Annotated in this window: 21 protein-coding genes and 1 pseudogene; 8 read left to right on the top strand and 14 right to left on the bottom strand. The window is 68.8% G+C overall.

Features of this window, described 5'->3' with window-relative positions; translation table 11 throughout:
* Positions 1-20 precede the first annotated feature (20 nt).
* From dxs to C0R66_RS08115, 7 genes and pseudogenes are all read right to left on the bottom strand, one after another.
* A pseudogene (dxs, locus tag C0R66_RS08145) lies at positions 21-1,891 on the bottom strand (1-deoxy-D-xylulose-5-phosphate synthase).
* A 116-nt stretch (positions 1,892-2,007) separates the two neighbouring features.
* Positions 2,008-2,655 (bottom strand): 4a-hydroxytetrahydrobiopterin dehydratase, encoded by a 648-nt coding sequence (locus C0R66_RS08140; RefSeq protein WP_101524279.1) that lies wholly within the window; start codon positions 2,653-2,655, stop codon positions 2,008-2,010.
* A gap of 16 nt (positions 2,656-2,671) precedes the next feature.
* Positions 2,672-3,625 (bottom strand): SMP-30/gluconolactonase/LRE family protein, encoded by a 954-nt coding sequence (locus C0R66_RS08135; RefSeq protein ID WP_101524278.1) that lies wholly within the window; start codon positions 3,623-3,625, stop codon positions 2,672-2,674.
* The gene (locus C0R66_RS08130; RefSeq protein ID WP_101524277.1) at positions 3,622-4,092 is read right to left on the bottom strand and encodes an NUDIX domain-containing protein; all 471 of its coding nucleotides are present in this window, start codon (positions 4,090-4,092) and stop codon (positions 3,622-3,624) included. The genes C0R66_RS08135 and C0R66_RS08130 overlap by 4 nt, the downstream gene beginning before the upstream one ends.
* An 11-nt stretch (positions 4,093-4,103) precedes the next feature.
* A complete protein-coding gene (locus C0R66_RS08125; protein WP_101524276.1) occupies positions 4,104-4,475 on the bottom strand; it encodes a hypothetical protein in 372 nt (123 codons plus the stop codon).
* Positions 4,476-4,509: 34 nt separating this feature from the next.
* Positions 4,510-4,914 carry a YjbQ family protein gene (locus C0R66_RS08120; protein ID WP_101526122.1) on the bottom strand — a complete coding sequence of 135 codons (405 nt, stop codon included), beginning with the start codon at positions 4,912-4,914 and terminating at the stop codon, positions 4,510-4,512.
* 36 nt (positions 4,915-4,950) lie between these two features.
* Positions 4,951-5,130, bottom strand: a complete 180-nt coding sequence (locus tag C0R66_RS08115; RefSeq protein WP_101524275.1) for a thiamine-binding protein — start codon at positions 5,128-5,130, stop codon at positions 4,951-4,953.
* A gap of 70 nt (positions 5,131-5,200) precedes the next feature.
* Here C0R66_RS08115 and C0R66_RS08110 point away from each other — a divergent pair, with 70 nt between their 5' ends.
* The 6 genes from C0R66_RS08110 (at position 5,201) to C0R66_RS08085 (ending at position 10,335) form a co-directional block, all read left to right on the top strand.
* Positions 5,201-6,658 (top strand): recombinase family protein, encoded by a 1,458-nt coding sequence (locus C0R66_RS08110; RefSeq protein WP_158647961.1) that lies wholly within the window; start codon positions 5,201-5,203, stop codon positions 6,656-6,658.
* A 146-nt stretch (positions 6,659-6,804) separates the two neighbouring features.
* Positions 6,805-7,068 carry a hypothetical protein gene (locus tag C0R66_RS08105; protein ID WP_158647960.1) on the top strand — a complete coding sequence of 88 codons (264 nt, stop codon included), beginning with the start codon at positions 6,805-6,807 and terminating at the stop codon, positions 7,066-7,068.
* Between the two features lie 602 nt (positions 7,069-7,670).
* Complete coding sequence (locus C0R66_RS08100) at positions 7,671-7,868, top strand: hypothetical protein (RefSeq protein ID WP_101524272.1); 198 nt, start codon at positions 7,671-7,673, stop codon at positions 7,866-7,868.
* Between the two features lie 245 nt (positions 7,869-8,113).
* On the top strand, positions 8,114-8,989 hold the full coding sequence (locus tag C0R66_RS08095; RefSeq protein ID WP_101524271.1) for a hypothetical protein: 876 nt from the start codon (positions 8,114-8,116) through the stop codon (positions 8,987-8,989).
* A gap of 185 nt (positions 8,990-9,174) precedes the next feature.
* Complete coding sequence (locus C0R66_RS08090) at positions 9,175-9,471, top strand: hypothetical protein (protein WP_101524270.1); 297 nt, start codon at positions 9,175-9,177, stop codon at positions 9,469-9,471.
* Between the two features lie 51 nt (positions 9,472-9,522).
* On the top strand, positions 9,523-10,335 hold the full coding sequence (locus C0R66_RS08085) for a hypothetical protein (protein ID WP_101524269.1): 813 nt from the start codon (positions 9,523-9,525) through the stop codon (positions 10,333-10,335).
* Positions 10,336-10,564: 229 nt separating this feature from the next.
* Here C0R66_RS08085 and C0R66_RS18650 read toward each other — a convergent pair whose 3' ends face one another.
* Entirely contained in the window at positions 10,565-10,996 is a 432-nt protein-coding gene (locus C0R66_RS18650) for a hypothetical protein (RefSeq protein WP_158647959.1), read from the bottom strand.
* A gap of 43 nt (positions 10,997-11,039) precedes the next feature.
* Here C0R66_RS18650 and C0R66_RS18645 point away from each other — a divergent pair, with 43 nt between their 5' ends.
* Both C0R66_RS18645 and C0R66_RS08080 read left to right on the top strand, forming a co-directional pair.
* Entirely contained in the window at positions 11,040-11,321 is a 282-nt protein-coding gene (locus tag C0R66_RS18645) for a hypothetical protein (protein WP_158647958.1), read from the top strand.
* Positions 11,322-11,364: 43 nt separating this feature from the next.
* Positions 11,365-11,556, top strand: coding sequence for a hypothetical protein (locus tag C0R66_RS08080; RefSeq protein ID WP_158647957.1), 192 nt, complete (start codon positions 11,365-11,367; stop codon positions 11,554-11,556).
* 522 nt (positions 11,557-12,078) lie between these two features.
* Here C0R66_RS08080 and C0R66_RS18640 read toward each other — a convergent pair.
* The 6 genes from C0R66_RS18640 to C0R66_RS08055 form a co-directional block, all read right to left on the bottom strand.
* Positions 12,079-12,225 (bottom strand): hypothetical protein, encoded by a 147-nt coding sequence (locus tag C0R66_RS18640; protein WP_158647956.1) that lies wholly within the window; start codon positions 12,223-12,225, stop codon positions 12,079-12,081.
* A gap of 294 nt (positions 12,226-12,519) precedes the next feature.
* Positions 12,520-12,996 (bottom strand): hypothetical protein, encoded by a 477-nt coding sequence (locus C0R66_RS08075; RefSeq protein ID WP_158647955.1) that lies wholly within the window; start codon positions 12,994-12,996, stop codon positions 12,520-12,522.
* A 205-nt stretch (positions 12,997-13,201) separates the two neighbouring features.
* The gene (locus C0R66_RS08070; protein ID WP_101524266.1) at positions 13,202-14,083 is read right to left on the bottom strand and encodes a hypothetical protein; all 882 of its coding nucleotides are present in this window, start codon (positions 14,081-14,083) and stop codon (positions 13,202-13,204) included.
* Between the two features lie 2 nt (positions 14,084-14,085).
* Positions 14,086-14,460 carry a hypothetical protein gene (locus tag C0R66_RS08065; RefSeq protein WP_101524265.1) on the bottom strand — a complete coding sequence of 125 codons (375 nt, stop codon included), beginning with the start codon at positions 14,458-14,460 and terminating at the stop codon, positions 14,086-14,088.
* 207 nt (positions 14,461-14,667) lie between these two features.
* Entirely contained in the window at positions 14,668-14,973 is a 306-nt protein-coding gene (locus C0R66_RS08060) for a thiamine-binding protein (RefSeq protein WP_101524264.1), read from the bottom strand.
* 49 nt (positions 14,974-15,022) lie between these two features.
* Positions 15,023-15,166: a thiamine-binding protein gene (locus C0R66_RS08055; protein WP_101524263.1), complete on the bottom strand. Its 144-nt coding sequence runs from the start codon at positions 15,164-15,166 to the stop codon at positions 15,023-15,025.
* Between the last annotated feature and the right edge of the window lie 86 nt (positions 15,167-15,252).

Raw genomic sequence — 15,252 nt, 5'->3', positions numbered from 1 at the left:
TCTGAGCGCACCAGCGTCGGTTAGGGCTCCAGGGCCGAGACCTGCTCGAGGATGCGGCGGGCGATCGTCTGGGAGTCCAGCCCGATCCGGCTCAGGATGACCGCGCGCTTGGCGTGGTCGAGGAACTCCTGCGGGATCGCGTGCAGCTGGAACGGGGTCTCCACGCCCGCGTCGTTGAGGGTCTGCAGCAGGGTGGCGCCCACGCCCCCCACTCGCCCGTTGTCCTCCACGCTGACCACCAGACGGTGCTCTCGCGCGAGCTCCACGATGGCGGGGTCGACCGGCTTGACCCAGCGCGGGTCCACGACGGTGACTCCTACGCCCTCGGCCTCCAGCCGCGCCGCAGCCTCGACGGCGACCTCGGCCATGGCGCCCACCGCGACGAGCAGGACGTCGCGGGCGCCCGTGCGCACGAGCACGTCGGCGCCCCCGGCCTTGGCGAGCGTGGGGATGTCGGCCGGCGGCGGGCCCTTGGGGAAGCGCACCACCGTGGGGGCGTCGCTGACCTCCACCGCCTCGTCCAGCAGCTCGCGCAGCCGCGTCACGTCTCGCGGCGCGGCCAGGCGCAGCCCCGGCACGACCTGGAGGATCGACATGTCCCACATGCCGTTGTGGCTGGCGCCGTCGTCACCGGTCACGCCGGAGCGGTCCAGCACGAAGGTGACGCCGCACCTGTGCAGGGCCACGTCCATCAGCACCTGGTCGAAGGCACGGTTGAGGAAGGTCGCGTAGACGGCGAAGACGGGGTGCAGACCGCCCATCGCCAGACCGGCGGCCGAGGTCGTGGCGTGCTGCTCGGCGATGCCCACGTCGATGGTCCGACCGGGCCAGCGTGCCTGGAACGCGTCCAGGCCCACCGGGTGCATCATGGCGGCCGTCATCGCGACCACGTCCTCGCGGCGCTCGCCCAGCTCGACCATGGCCTCGGAGAAGTGGTCGGTCCAGATCTTGCCCTTGGGCTTCTCGGCACCGTTCTGGACGTCGAACGGCCCCGGAGCGTGGAACTGGTCGGCCTCGTGCCGCTCGGCGGGGTCGTAGCCGGCGCCCTTGCGCGTCATCACGTGGACGATCACCGGGCCGCCGAACCGCTTGGCCTGGGTGAGCGCGGACTCCACCGCCGCCTCGTCGTGCCCGTCGACCGGGCCGACGTACTTCAGGCCCAGGTCCTCGAAGAGACCCTGGGGGGCGAGGACGTCCTTCATGCCCTTCTTCATGGCGTGCAGGGCGTCGTAGGCGGCGCCGCCGACACCGGGCACGGCCTGGAGACGCTTCTTCACCACGTCGAGCACCTGCTCGTAGCGGGGGTTGGTGCGCAGCCGAGTCAGGGAGGTCGCCAGCCCCCGATGGTCGGGGTGTAGGAGCGCTCGTTGTCGTTGACCACGATCACGAGCCGCGAGTCCTTGGCGATCGCGATGTTGTTCAGCGCCTCCCAGGCCATGCCGCCGGTCAGCGCGCCGTCGCCGATGACCGCCACCACGTGACGGTCCTCGCCGCGGATCGCGTACGCCTTGGCCAGGCCGTCGGCGTAGGAGAGCGAGGTGGAGGCGTGGGAGTTCTCCACGATGTCGTGCTCGGACTCGGCCCGGCTGGGGTAGCCGCTCAGCCCGCCCTCCTGACGCAGGGTGGAGAAGCGGTCCGCGCGCCCGGTGAGCAGCTTGTGCACGTAGGTCTGGTGGCCGGTGTCGAAGACGACCCGGTCATGGGGGGACTCGAAGACCCGGTGGATGGCCAGCGTGAGCTCGACGACGCCCAGGTTCGGACCCAGGTGGCCTCCGGTGCGCGCGGTCGTGCTGATCAGCACGTCGCGGATCTCCTCGGCCAGCTCGGAGAGCTGCTCGGTGGAGAGAGCACGGAGGTCACGCGGGGAGGTGATCGAGTCCAGGTGGCCCATGGTCCTCCGCTTCCTACATGATGAGGGTGTTCAGTGTGGTGCTGATCCGGCCCGCGCGTCTGCCTCGACGGCACAGGGCCCAGCCCTCGAGTCTAGGGGACGCACCCAGCGCCGGCTCAGTCGTCGCGCTGGAGCATGGTGCACACGCACACCTTGTTGCCCTCGGGATCGGCCAGCACGGTGAACGTCGGGGCCGCCTCGTCGCTGACCAGGACGCCCCCGGCCTCCAGGGCGGCGTCGATCCTGGTCTGCGCCTGCTCCGGCGGCACCATCACGTCGAGGTGGAACCGCTGGCGCGGCTCGTCGACCCCGCTGTGCTGGAACCAGAGGCGAGGCAGGTCGGCGTCGTCGTCCCGGACCTCGTCGTCCCGGCGCGGACTGTCCATGGCGAGGACGGCCTGCCAGAAGGGGCGGATGGCGGCGTAGCCGGGGGTGTCGAGAGCGATCTCCATCGCGGCGACCTGCTCGGGGGCCGCGCGCACGCCGCGGGCCGAGGCGAGCTCACTGATCCGGGCGGCCAACCGCAGGTCCCGCTCGGTGACCCCTCCGGTGTCGTGGCTGTGCAGCCGGACGTTGAGGTGGGCGTACCTCAGATCGAGGTCAGGGTGGTGGTCAGCCTCCTCGGCCGCGCCGGCGATGTCGGTCAGCAGCGCCAGTCCGGTGGCGAAGTCACCGGTCACGAACCGGGCCTGGAGGGCCTGGTAGAGCTGGCGCCAGTCGTCCAGGCCTGCTGCCGCGACCTCCGAAGGTCTCAGATTCCCCATGGTCGTCCCTGTCTGCTCAGTCGGCTGTGCGTTCGGTGCTCCGGAGCACCAGGTCGTGGACGGCGACGGCCGGCTCGTGCAGGCTGCCCATCCAGACCCGCCCCTGATGCTCGCGCACCCCGGTCACCATGTGGTAGCCGGGGTGCTGCAGGTCGAGGTCGTGGACCAGCCGGCCGTCGTCGTCGAAGGCCTGGACCCGGATGGTGCGTCTGGGCTTCGGCTGCAGCGCGTCGGGGATCCGGGTCACCGCCTTGCGCAGCGGGAGCGGCGCCCGCTTGAGCCGCTCCACGAGCGCGTCGCGCGGACTGGCGATGGTGACCCACACCAGGCCGTCGCTGCCGCGCGAGATGTTGTCGGGATAGCCGGGAAGGTCGGTGCACAGGAAGTCACGCTGACCACTGCGCGCTCCGGTGAGCCAGTAGCGCACCACCGTCCGGGCGCCGGTCTCGGCGACCGCCACGAACTCCTCGCCCTTCGACAGCGCGACCCCGTTGGCGAAGGCGAGCCCCTGCAGCACCACGCTCACCGAGCCGTCCGGGTCCCGGCGCAGGAGGCGCCCGGTCCTGGTGTCCTGGACGAAGTCGTCCTTCCACCGCTCGACCCCGTAGAGCTGGGAGGAGTCGCTGAACCAGATCGTGCCGTCCGCGGCGATGGCGGCGTTGTTGCAGAACCGCATGGGCACCCCGTCGACCCTGGTCACGAGCTCCTCCACCGCCCCGTCCTGGTGCACGACGAGCAGCCCGCGGGTGGCGTCGCAGACCAGCAGGTCACCGTTGTCGAAGAGCTCGAGCCCCAGCGGACGCCCGCCGGTGTCGGCCACCCGGTCGGTCCGGGTGCCGTCGGGACTCAGCCGCCAGACGACGCCGTTCTCGGTGCCGGTGTAGACGCTGCCGTCGGGGGCTACGACGACGTCCTCGGCGCCCGCCCCCGGCACGGGGTGGACGGTGAGGGGACTGCCCGCGAGGCTCATGGGGCCATGCTGGCGTACTCCGGTGAGGAGAGGAAGGCCGGCACGATCACCGACGCCGCCGAGGTGAGCTCCAGGCCCAGCGCGTGCCGGGGCTCGACGAAGACGATCCGGCGACCCTCCCGGCAGTCGATCTCCTCATCCTTCAGCAGCGTCGGGGCGACGAAGACCTGCATCTGGTCGAAGGTGCCGTAGGCGTGACGGTGGTCGACCCGGAACTCCCCCCAGAAAGCCAGGCCACCGGCGGCGACCTCGACCCCGGTCTCCTCGGCCAGCTCGCGGTGCGCCGCCTGGGCGAAGGTCTCGCCGGGCTCAACGTGGCCGCCGGGCAGGCCCCACCGGTCCGGGTCGATCACCGGGTGCTCGTCCCGTTCCTGCAGCAGCAGCCAGCCGCGTGGGTCGACCAGGATCACTCCCGCGAACCGGCGTACGCCGGGCGGGTGGCTGGGCGCATCGCTGGCGGGCTGCATGGCAGCAGAACCTACAGCCGGGCCACGAAGCGCCGGCCTCGCAGCGCCTCCTCGACCAGCCCGACCTCGCGTCGTACGGCGAGCAGGCGGGCCTGCTCGGCCTGCCACGTGGCCACCGCCGCCTCGACGGTGTCCAGGTCGGTCACGTCGCGCAGGTCGGCGCGCGCCTGGCTGAGACCGCGTCGGCACGCGGCCTGCTGCGCCTCGACGTGCAGCACCGCGAAGCGCGCCAGCACCACCACGTGGCGTCGCAGCGTCTGGTGTCCGCGGTACTCCGGCGGGCTGATGTCGAAGAGCCAGTTGACGGCCGTGCGCTCCCAGTCGGGCGCGTCCGGCGGGCGGACCGCGGAGGGCCAGCCGGGCGGCGCGACGTGGGTGGGCATGCGCCGATCCTACGTCGAACAGGTGTTCGACACATCATCCGGCGAGGAAGTCCATCCGGACCTGCCGCCGGGGGTTGTCCACGTTGAGGTCGACCAGACAGAGGCTCTGCCAGGTCCCCAGCGCCAGTCGTCCGGCGGCGACCGGGACGGAGGCGTACGGCGGGACCAGGGCCGGCATCACGTGCGATCGGCCGTGCCCGGGGCTGCCGTGCCGGTGCCGCCACCTGTCGTCGGCGGGCAGCAGCTCGCGCAGGGCGGAGAGCAGGTCGGCGTCGGACCCCGCGCCGGTCTCCAGGATGGCCAGCCCGGCGGTGGCGTGCGGCACGAAGAGGTGCAGCAGCCCGTCCCCGCGCCCTGCCACGAACGCCGCGCAGTCGTCGGTGATGTCGAGCACGCGCTCGGAGTCCCCGGTCAGGTACTCGATGGTGGTCGTCTCCATGGCGACCACCCTAGGGACCTCACAGATCCAGGGGGCTCACAGATGCTGCTCCAGGCGACGCACCTTCGCCTCCATCTCGCCGGCGTCGTGGCCGGCACGCAGGTCGGCCTTGAGCACCAGCCCGACCCGCGGCGAGGTCTCGGCGACCTTGAACACCGCCTGCTTGACCACGGCCATCACCTCGTCCCACTCCCCTTCATGGTTAGCGGGGTACATGACTGAGCACGTTCCGGATCACTGGCGGACTCCTACCTCGCGTCCAACGATGACACGAGGAGAACACAGCATGAGGGTCTACGGCTACGCCCGCCTGTCCCGCGCGAGCGAGGACTCAACGTCGATCGAGAAACAACGCGACATCATCACGAGGACTGCCGAAGCCCGCGGCTGGGACCTCATCGGGATCGCCGCCGACGAGAGCGTGAGCGCTACGAAGGCTCGACTGAACCGCCCGGGACTCACCGAGGCGCGCGAGGCCGTCCTCTCCAGCCGCGCCGATGCGATCCTGTGCTGGCGCCTCGACCGGATCGCGCGAAACGTCGTGGATATGAGCCTGCTCCTCGACGAAGGCGTCGGGATCGTCTCCGCGACCGAGCCCTACGACACGACCTCACCGATGGGTCTCGCGATCGTCCAGATCACTCAAGTCTTCGCCGGACTAGAGGCGGCGACAACCGGCGAGCGCGCGAAGGCGACGAAGGCGTACCTGCGTGGCCTTCGGCGCTGGGGAGGCGGCCCCCGCCCCTACGGCTACCGCCCCGGGCCCGCCCCGGACGGCGTCGGGAAGGTGCTCCGCGTCGACGAGGCCGAGGCCGACGTCATCCGGCGGATCTTCGCCGACCTCCTCGACGGCGTCCCGGTCAATCGCCTCGCGCGTAACCTCACCACCGAGGGCATCCCGACCGCGACGGGCCGCGACTGGAAGCCTGCAAGCGTGCTTAACATCGCGCGGGCTCTTCACGTCTCCGGCTACCTGACCGAGTCCGTCCGCGATCAGAAGGGCCACCCCACCCGCCAGCGGCGTCCGGTGCACGACGAGGGTGGTGCGCCCGTCCGCGCTTGGGAGCCCCTCGTTGACGACGAGACCGCCGAGGCAGTCCGGGCGCTTGTCACCCCCCAGGCCCTCGACGAGGCTCGCTCGTCCGCGACGCGCGAAGGGCTCACCGCCCCCCGTCCGTTGCTTCACGGCCTCGCCTTCTGCCCATGCGGAGAGGCCCTCATCCGTCGGTCCCGTCGAGGCCGGGCCTTTTACGGCTGTCGAGGGATCTCCGAGGGCTCTCACGTCCTCGTCGACGCGGCCGAGGTCGACGCCGAGGCCGAGCGCCTGTTCCTCACCGCTTTCTCTGGCGTAGAGATCGTCGAGCGCGTCGTCGAGGTCTCCGTCTCCGAAGCCCTCGCCGAGGTTGAGACCGCGCTCGCCGTGGCGACAGCCGAGATCGCCCATACCGCGACCGGCGACCTCCCGGCGCTCTTCGAGCGGATCTCCGAGCTAACAGCCGAGCGCGAGCGCCTAGGCGCCTCCGAGGACCGCGTCACCACCCGGCGCACCCGCACCCCTTACGGCGCCGCGTGGGACGGGTGGGCGGTCGGGGAGCGCCGCAAGCACATGGCTGCGCTCGGCGTTCGCGTGAGCGTCCTCCCGGCCCGTCGGCGAGGCGCATGGGACCCATCCCGCGTCCGGCTCTCTTCTGAGGTCGACTATCTCGTCGGGCAGACCGAGGACCTTTCTGACCTGCTCGAATGATCCCGCTTGCGCGCCTCTTGAGAGCCCCTGTGCCGAGTCCTCCGGCAGGGGGCTCTCGTCGGCCTCACTCACGTCGCGCGGCGGAGCGGGCGCCCCCCTCTGCGATTGAGGTGTGATAGCGCGCAGCGACACGCACGCTCATGCCGATGAGCGTGCGGCATGCTCTACAGATGCAAGCAGCCGAAGATAGTCAAGGCATCACGGTCACGATGTCCCGCGCCGAACTGATTGCACTTCGTGAACTCATAGCATTCATGGACTTCACCGGCGACTTGCCCTCGCGAAGCAGGGGCGAGGACCTGGTCGCGGGCGCCTTCCTGCGCGCAGCCGACCCCCTCATCCCCGAGTTGGGTACGGACGGATACGGCCTGACCGTTGAAGCCGCATGGAGTGAACTCGCCGGGACCTGACGCGTCCGCTCATGCCGCGATCCGCGCGGATGGGACACACCAGTCGGCCCGGAGGGCTGCCTCTATCACACCTCAATCGCAGAGGGGGGCGGGCGCCGGGTAGGGCCGAAGGCCGCGAGAGCGCCGGGGTCCCGAAGGGTGACGGAAGGCGACAAGTGACGGTTCTTGTCGCACTTCTAATGTTCTGGCAAGAAGGAACGAACCACCCATATATAGCGCTAGGGCGAAGTGACACTTTGAACGTCACATGTCGTCTTCCGTCACCCTTTTGAGCCGCCGACGGCCGTCCCACATCGAGACCCACTCCGCGCCCAATTCGCAAAGGTGCGGACACGAACAAGGCGCCAGCCCGCAGGCGGACTCGTCTTGCCGAGAGAAACACGGCAGACCGCGCCAGAGCTTGTCGTAGGGCAGGCGGACTTCTCCTTCAGAGGGCACGCGCGACGCGCGGACTCTTCAACTCGACCTATCGGTCACGCGGGGCCTGAATGCCCCCGGTTCCTCACTGACTCCGTGCTCGTAGAGCACGACGAAGCGGCGCGAGGAGCCGGGGGCGTTTTTCTCGACCTGTTCTCATCACGTAACACCGGAAGGAGGCCGCCGTGCGGTACTCGATTTGTGAGGTCTGCGCGCGCTCGTTCACCTCGATGCGCCCCGCGCGCACCTGTTCCAATGCCTGCCGCCAGCGCGCCTTCCGCGAGCGCGCCGCCCTCCGTGAGGCAGCGCTCCTGGCCGAGGCCCGGACATCGGCTGCGCTCCTGACGTCGCTCGGTGCCGCGCTGGCTCCCGCCGAGGACTGAGCGCCCGAGTCCAGCGCCTTGCCTCGGTTGCACTGCGCCCACGAGCGCCGCCGCGTGCGGCTCAACGCACGCGAGAAGCCTCCTCGGGCTCGTCCCGAGAAGCGGCACGGCGAAGAGGGCACGTGCTCCCCGGATCTCCCGGGCGAACACGAGCGCCTCGATTCCCTCTTCCCTTCCCCTGATGGCGCTCGACCCCGGGCGGTCGACCCGCGCCGCCCCGCCAATCAACCCCCTAAGGACGACCCATGACCGCACCGCAACTTGATCTCGACGCCCTGGCAGCGCTGCGCCTACGCCGCCGCCGCGACCGGGACCGGCTGGCCCGGACGTCGGCGTTCTTCCTCGACGACGACGGCACGCGCGTAGCGGTTGAACTGCCCGCCCCTCGCGACGTCGCCCATCTCGTGAGCCTCCCCGGCGTCGAGGCTTTCCGTCGCGGCAGGGCCCTCTTGACGCGCCCTGACGGCTTGAACGAAGACCCGCTACCGATTGACCTACCCGGGCTCGCCGAACCGCTGAGAATTGCGTTCCGCGGCCTGCCCGATCGCCGGGACGCCCTGGACGCTTACCGAGACCTGAGCCGCGCCGCTTCGGTGCCGTCGCTGCGGTTCGAGGCCTACCTCCTCGACGTCCTTCGGGCCTACAGAGAAGGGCTCCCGAACGCCCCAGAGAGCCGCATCGCCGAAGCGGCTCCGCGCCCACCCCGTGGTCCGGCGAAGAGCAACGCCGAGATCTTGAGCGATCGCCGCGCGCACTCCCGCGCCGATCAAGAAGCCTCGACCCGACTCTGGCTGGACGGCTGGCTCGACGCCGAGAACCCGCCTGCACCCGGCGCCTACCGGCTCGCCGACCTGCACACCGAGGCCGTCAAGACGCTCTGGCGCCGGTACGACTCCGGCGAAACCCTCCCCGATGGTCGCGAGATCGCAGAGCCAGGCCCTCGCGTCTTCGACGCCGTCCTGAAGACCTACCTAGGCGAAGGCCGCAAGCGCACGAATCAAGGAGTCACCTACAGGATGACCAACAACCTCTCCTCCACCGCTCGCGCTGCCCTCGATCGAACCTCCCGAGTGTCTTCGACGAGGTGCGCTGCCGAGACAGCTTGGAGCGAGCCCACCTAGGCGCAGCACCGTCCCCAGTCGTCGCCGACCGCCGCGATCGAATGCGCGGCCAGACCAGGCGCCCGTACTGGGGCGAAGCCCGCGGGACGCCCTTGTCCAGCCCGGAGGCCCCTGCTCCCCCCGGGTCGGCACCGCGCCGCGGCCGGAATCCAAGCACCTTCCCCAATCGAAAGGACACCTCACCCATGACCCACCACGACGACCTCCGGCACGCCGCCGATGACCTCTCACGCGCCCGTCAACGCGTCGAACAACTCCTCACCGAACGCAACGCGGCCAACGACGCCAGGACTTCGATCAAGTGGAACTCGACCACAGAACTGCGCCGGGACTGGTTCAACTCCATTGCCCTTGACGAAGCCCGCCGCGAAGAGGAGCACGCCAAGAGGGCCTCGACGCCGTCACCGCGTGACCTCTTCGCAGAAACCTTCGCAGATGCCTTGCGAGCGTCCCGCTCAACGTCCTTCCCGGACGACACCTGACATCAACACCGCGCCCCCGCTCGTTTCCTCACCCCAGCAAGGAGCCCTCCTGTGTACGACCTCTACACCCACCCCGCCGTTGCCCGAAACGCCTTGCGCCGCCTCGCATCCACCGCTGAGAGCTTCGCCGTAGAACTCCCGGGCGAGGTCGCCGACGCCTTCACTGCCGAGCCGGTCATGCCTCTTGGGCTCGCCGAAGCGCAAGCGACCGCCGCCCTGGCAATCAGTGAGAGCGTCACTCTCTCCCCCGCGAAGCGCGCCGAGATCACCACAGATGCGCTCAATGAACTCGCCCGCGCAGAGGCCGCGAGCAAGATCCGCGGCCGTGTCAGCGACATGGTCGCCACGGCGCACGTTGCCACTGTCGAGGCTCACGCCGACGAGATCCTGGCCCGATTCCGCGTCGCCCTGGCCGACGACGTCAACACGCTGAACGAGCGGGCCTCTCAGATCCCTCTGGTGATCCGGGACATCGCATCAATGGACACGAGGATCTTCGAGTCGTACTCCCTGGCCCGCACGGCGGCTGGGCGGGTGGATGAGGTCCTCGCGGCCGTCTCCCCGTTTGCCCCCACCCCCGGCGATCGAGGGAACCTCCCGATCGTCGACTGGCGGCGCCTGGGTCTCCTCGACGTAGATGACTGTGACGTCAAGGAGATCGTCTGGGCGCTCCGCGAGATGAAGCCGTCCGAGGTCCCTGGCTCAATCGCGACCATCACAGCGCCCTGGCATGTCCTCGCTGCTCGCGCTGGCGCCCGCTTCGTCCTGGCCGACGGCGCCACGCGCCGTGCGAACGCCGAGCACATGGCCGCTGGCCGCGTAGTCACCTGCGAAGCAACTCAGAAGCGGCGACGCCTCTTCTGAGATTCTCCCAATACCGAGCACGGGAGGCCGGGCAGCACTCGACCGAGTGCTGCCCGGCCGCTCGGCCCCAAGCCGAGGGTCGCGCTCCGTCGACGTGCGACGACGTCGAGCGCCCCTCGGCCCCCGGGGGAGACCCCCTCCCCCACCCGACACGCCACACTTTTGGCATAGCGGCGCTACACACGCAATGAGCGCCAAAAACACCCGAACTAACGAGCCTTGTGCTCCTTCAGGAACTCATGAGCCGAGTGGCAAAGCGGAGGAAGGCGTAGAGACCAAAGAGACCCGCCCCGACGAAAAGCACGTTCTCCCAGTTGTTGTTTGTGCTAACCGATCCCATTGCATACAAGACCATTGCGAGCAGGCCACTCGAGGAGATGAGTCCCACCCATCGATTGCGCTTTACCCTCGGTGTCTTGGCGTGGTCCCGATATCGCTCTGCCGCGAACAGGGATGCCTCCTGTAGTACCGCCCGTCGTGGATCGTCGTCGGGGAGTGCCGCAATGAGTTCGGATTCCTCCTTCAAGTGCCGTAGCGCGGCACCACGAGTGCCGACGCCCTCAAATAGCGACAACACGACCGCACCGAGTGCGCCAACCAGGGCAACTAGAACGCTCTGCACAGAGGCACCGTAGGCCGCGTCGAGGTCACACGACGCCACGACTCACCTGATTGCAAGCCCCACGCCGAGACAAGGAGCCCATATGACCGCACAACCGCGCACACGAGCACGACGCTTCCGCCAACGCGTCGCCGAAACGTACACGGACCTATCACCCGCTGATCTCGAAGCCATCGACGAAGCTGCCGCGACCCTCGACCTGATCGAGCGCCTCACCGCCGCTGTCAGTGAGGTCGACGATCTGACCGAGATCCGGCAAGGCGGCCGCCGCGTCCGCTCGGAGGTCGTCGAATTGCGCCAGCAACGCGAAGTCCTCCGCAAGATGCTGGCCCGTTTCCCTGCCCTAACCGACGAAGGTGTCTGATGCGATGAAGCCCCGCCGCCGCCACTCTGTACGCCCGGACCTGTTGGCCGCCCCGAGGGATCTCCTGGGCCCGGGCGGCACCGTCCCGACCGGCCTTGCCGAGATCTCGACACTCCTCGACTGGCTTGCCGACGCGGACCCCCGTGAGCAGCAGCACGACCCGTTGCGCCTCCTCTCCGCCCCACCGCGAACCCCGCTCGCCGTCGTCGTCGGCGCGGGCCACGGCACGCACTGAACGAGCATGCCCCCCGTACGCATCCCCTCTACGGACCAGAGACCCCCCACTGAACCACCGCAGCCAGCCGAGCCCCGCGACTCGCCACGAGATGCCTGGGACCCGCCTATACGCGTCGTTCGACTCCTAGCCCTACGTACACTCCTCGCCATCCCGCGAAGAGATCCGCCTCTGTCCTGGCCGGTGGCGGAACGCGGGCGGGCCGCTCGGCGTCGAGATCATGACACGGGGATACCTCGTCGACTTCGCGGGACGTCGGGAGCCCTGCCCGGTCTCTCCGGCGAGTGGGTCGAGACCGAGCTCGTCGTCTCGACGCTCGCGCCCGGCGCCCGTGGCCGGGCCCGAGCCCGAGGAGGTGCCCGGCGAGCCGCCGGACGTGCGGACGCGCGTCGCGTGCGGCTTGACCTTCGTGCGCGAGCGCCGTCCGGGTCGCCCGCCAACCCGCTGCTCCTGCCGTTCCTGAGACACGAGAAGAGCCCCGCCCCTCTGGCGCCGACGCCGGAGGAGCGGGGCTCTTGGCGTTTACACGCTCGCCGAAGCGGCCGGACCGGCGATACGGAGGTCGAGGTCGTCGAGGATCTCGTCCACGAGGTCGGCGAACTCGACCTCAGAGAAGTGCTCGCCGAGGACGGGGCCAAGGAGGGCTGCGAGGTGCTCTCCGGGAGTCATGGGACGGCCCTGCCGAGCATCGGGAGGCGCCGCAACGGGCCGTCTTCTTTCGTGACTCGCGATCGCAGGTCAAGGGCGTCCGCGAGGCGTCTTACGCGATCAGATCGTTATGTGAGCCGCGCCTCCGCGAGGATCCCGACCTCGGTGCGGGTCGGTGTACCGGAGTGCTTCACGGCTTGGGCGAATTCGATCGACGCGCGAGCGAACTTCCGAAGGGCCGCTGTCAGAGCCGGGCAACTGCACCGTGACGAATCGGTCAGGTCGCGTCTTCGTCTGGGAGGGGGGTGGCTCGTCCTAGCCGTCCGGCATGTGCGAGCCGTGGTCGTAGACCTTCCGACTGAGAGCCTCGGTGACGTGAACGCAGTCGATGCCGACCGCTCGGTAGTCCTGCGGCGTTCTGGCCGCTCGGAAGTGCCGTCGAAGTTCGCCGATCTCCGTGCCGATCTCCCGCCACCCCAGCCGCTCGTGAAGCGAGATCGCTTCGACGAGTGACGAGCGGAGCGCGCGCCCTCCTGGGCACTCATCAAACGCAGCGTATCGCTCCTCGAACAAGCCTCTCAGGAGATGTCTCCGTGCCTGCCAACTGCCGTGAGCGTTGTTGCGGAGCCCCCAAGCGCGCCAACTCGTGTGGTCGCGAAAGGGCAACTTGAACTCGTACCCGGTCCGCGCGGTCACGCTCTGAAGCGCACGCACGGCGAGGCGCATGTCGTCGTCGTTGAGGCTGCCTTTCCCGCTGCCTTCCGTGCCCGAGTTGGTCAGGTCGTCGCGCACGAGATCCATTAGAGCGAGAGCGACTTCCACATCGCGTGTGCCGGGTCCGGGCGGTCGATCAGTGCCGTCAGGCGATCCCGGTCCAGTTCCTCGGTAGCGGTGTCCCACGGCGTTCGGGGCGTCCGGGACGTTCGGAGGATGAAGAAGTCTCCGCTCGTGATGGTCACGCCTGGGACAATAATCTGGCTAGCCGCGCGTGGGCGACCTACGCGACGCGACGCACAGCACCGGTCGCAAACCAGTGAACGAGCACCACCGCGAGCGAGACGGCGGCCTCTGCCTCGGCGCGGGTTACGTCCAAAATTGTTCCGTCCGGCTTCGCGTGCCGCTCTTGGTTATGCCACAGCGTCCGTAGCATCGCGAGGAGCGTCGCGCCCGAGGCTTGCTCCTCGGCGTCGAGATCGCCAACCGTCCAGCGATCGACCGTGTCACCTATATGTGCGACGGCGTTCCCCAGAGTGCCTCGCTTGTTCTTCGGGACAGTGACCGGAAGGGCGACCGCCTCGACCGCCAGGACCGCGTCTCGGTAGGCGCGGTCATAGTCCGGCGAGTGACGGTATAGGGCGTTCCACGCCGAGGCGATCTTCCGCGCGGCGTCGGTCTCTGGCGAGGACGCCAAGTCCACGAGCGATTGCGTAGTCTCGTTCGCGCGCCGCTGGAGGCACCAGTAAGGCTCGTAAGCGACCTGCCACACCGAACCGCCCTCGGTGAGCATCTTGTCGAGCAGCTCGGCCGTGCGGACGATCTCCTGCGCTCCGTGGGTGTCACCGGCTTTGTACGCTTCGGTGCCAGTCTCTTCGAGATCGTGCAGAAAGAAGTCGAGAAGAGCGACCCGGTCGTCCTCGCTTACCGCGGCCCAGTACGCAGCGAACGGGTTCTCACCCTGCCGCTGAGGGATGCTCACCTTCATCAGGCGCTCGGCCTTGTGGTGCAGGTTTGAGTTCCTGACGCCCCGGTCCATCGCCCACCGCCAAAGGGACCGCTCAAGCCATGCCGGAACGCCCTCGGCGAGCGCGCCATACTCATGCGCGGTCGTCGCGTCGCGCGCGCCCAACGGCCGCCATACCGGACGGTCCTCGTTGGTCACGGTTAAAAAGTCCCCTCGACGTTCGACTCATTCGAGTTGTCCGGCTCGTCGAACGAGAGCGCAGCGCGCCACTTGCCATCACGGGCGACCTCGTCACTCGCAGGGAAGACGGCCTTCCAAGTGTCGCCGAGCCGGTGGGGGCGGACCTCGGGTACGTAGTAGTTCATCCCCTCCACGAAGTCGAAGTAGAACCGCTCTTCAACCTTGCCGTCCCGGAACCGGAAACCGAACTGATGGGCGGGGCCGTCCTCGCCGCCGATCACGTCGAAGGACAAGAGCCACGGGCTCGCGGCGACCTCCAGATCCCCCTCCACCTTCCACGTGAACGCGACGTCATGGGCTCGGCGGTTCATGGTTGCGTCAATCAGGCGAGTCATGTGTCCACTATCGCGCATGTGCTCCCCTTAGAACGGCACCGTGCTCGACTCCGCTCAACGACCCTGGGAGACTTGACCTGAAAGTTCTCTCGGCAGGCCGCCTAGCCATGTTCTCCTTGCTGCGGTGAGCGCCGTTCGATGACCTCGCCAACCCGGGCACCCGATGCGGCGATCCGGTCTCGCGCTGCGAGGCCTCGGTCAGCATCGCTACTCCTCGGCTAGTGCCGCTTCGAGCCTCGCGACCTTGGCGTCGAGTTCGCCCTCGTAGCCGGGACGAATGTCGGCCTTGATGATGAGGGAGATCCTCGACCCGTACGGTTCTACGGCCTGCGTGGCTCGGCGAATCACCCCGAAGCACTCCGCCCACGTTCCTTCGAGCGTCGTGAACATCGCGTCCGTCCTATTCGGAAGGCCCGACTCGCGGACAACCCGCACGGCCGCCGCGACGGCATCGGCGACGGAACCGTTGTCTCGGCCTGTCCCGCTCGGTGCGACTGAGAAGGCTACGAGCATGTTCTGACCCCTTCGGTAGACGTTGACGTGCGATGTGCTTCGTTACCCACTACCCCTCGATGTTGGTGAACATGGAGTTGGTCTCGCACGGCAGACCCGAGTCGCGGATCACCTGGACCGCCTCGGCCACCGCGGCGGCCACCCCTCCGGTCGCTTCCGTGCTGGCGGGACTGATGCTGATGGCGACGATCATGGACGCCACGGTAGCGCTGCGCCGCCCATCCCCCTTTGTGTAGTAAGTTGATCGACAATATCAACTGACGATGCCGGGAAGCCGGT

The sequence above is a fragment of the Nocardioides houyundeii genome (genome assembly GCF_002865585.1).
Taxonomy (GTDB): domain Bacteria; phylum Actinomycetota; class Actinomycetes; order Propionibacteriales; family Nocardioidaceae; genus Nocardioides; species Nocardioides houyundeii.
This window is presented reverse-complemented; position numbering and strand designations above follow the sequence as displayed.

What these genes read in the sequence shown, in the direction of transcription:
- C0R66_RS08125 (WP_101524276.1), bottom strand. Translation starts at nt 4,475, where the DNA reads ATGCCCACCCACGTCGCGCCGCCCGGCTGGCCCTCCGCGGTCCGCCCG.
- C0R66_RS08105 (WP_158647960.1), top strand. Translation starts at nt 6,805, where the DNA reads ATGAGCGTGCGGCATGCTCTACAGATGCAAGCAGCCGAAGATAGTCAA.
- C0R66_RS18645 (WP_158647958.1), top strand. Translation starts at nt 11,040, where the DNA reads ATGACCGCACAACCGCGCACACGAGCACGACGCTTCCGCCAACGCGTC.
- C0R66_RS08135 (WP_101524278.1), bottom strand. Translation starts at nt 3,625, where the DNA reads ATGAGCCTCGCGGGCAGTCCCCTCACCGTCCACCCCGTGCCGGGGGCG.
- C0R66_RS08090 (WP_101524270.1), top strand. Translation starts at nt 9,175, where the DNA reads ATGACCCACCACGACGACCTCCGGCACGCCGCCGATGACCTCTCACGC.
- C0R66_RS08095 (WP_101524271.1), top strand. Translation starts at nt 8,114, where the DNA reads ATGACCGCACCGCAACTTGATCTCGACGCCCTGGCAGCGCTGCGCCTA.
- C0R66_RS08110 (WP_158647961.1), top strand. Translation starts at nt 5,201, where the DNA reads ATGAGGGTCTACGGCTACGCCCGCCTGTCCCGCGCGAGCGAGGACTCA.
- C0R66_RS08060 (WP_101524264.1), bottom strand. Translation starts at nt 14,973, where the DNA reads ATGCTCGTAGCCTTCTCAGTCGCACCGAGCGGGACAGGCCGAGACAAC.
- C0R66_RS08120 (WP_101526122.1), bottom strand. Translation starts at nt 4,914, where the DNA reads ATGGAGACGACCACCATCGAGTACCTGACCGGGGACTCCGAGCGCGTG.
- C0R66_RS08065 (WP_101524265.1), bottom strand. Translation starts at nt 14,460, where the DNA reads ATGACTCGCCTGATTGACGCAACCATGAACCGCCGAGCCCATGACGTC.
- C0R66_RS08130 (WP_101524277.1), bottom strand. Translation starts at nt 4,092, where the DNA reads ATGCAGCCCGCCAGCGATGCGCCCAGCCACCCGCCCGGCGTACGCCGG.
- C0R66_RS08140 (WP_101524279.1), bottom strand. Translation starts at nt 2,655, where the DNA reads ATGGGGAATCTGAGACCTTCGGAGGTCGCGGCAGCAGGCCTGGACGAC.
- C0R66_RS08055 (WP_101524263.1), bottom strand. Translation starts at nt 15,166, where the DNA reads ATGATCGTCGCCATCAGCATCAGTCCCGCCAGCACGGAAGCGACCGGA.
- C0R66_RS08115 (WP_101524275.1), bottom strand. Translation starts at nt 5,130, where the DNA reads ATGTACCCCGCTAACCATGAAGGGGAGTGGGACGAGGTGATGGCCGTG.
- C0R66_RS18640 (WP_158647956.1), bottom strand. Translation starts at nt 12,225, where the DNA reads ATGACTCCCGGAGAGCACCTCGCAGCCCTCCTTGGCCCCGTCCTCGGC.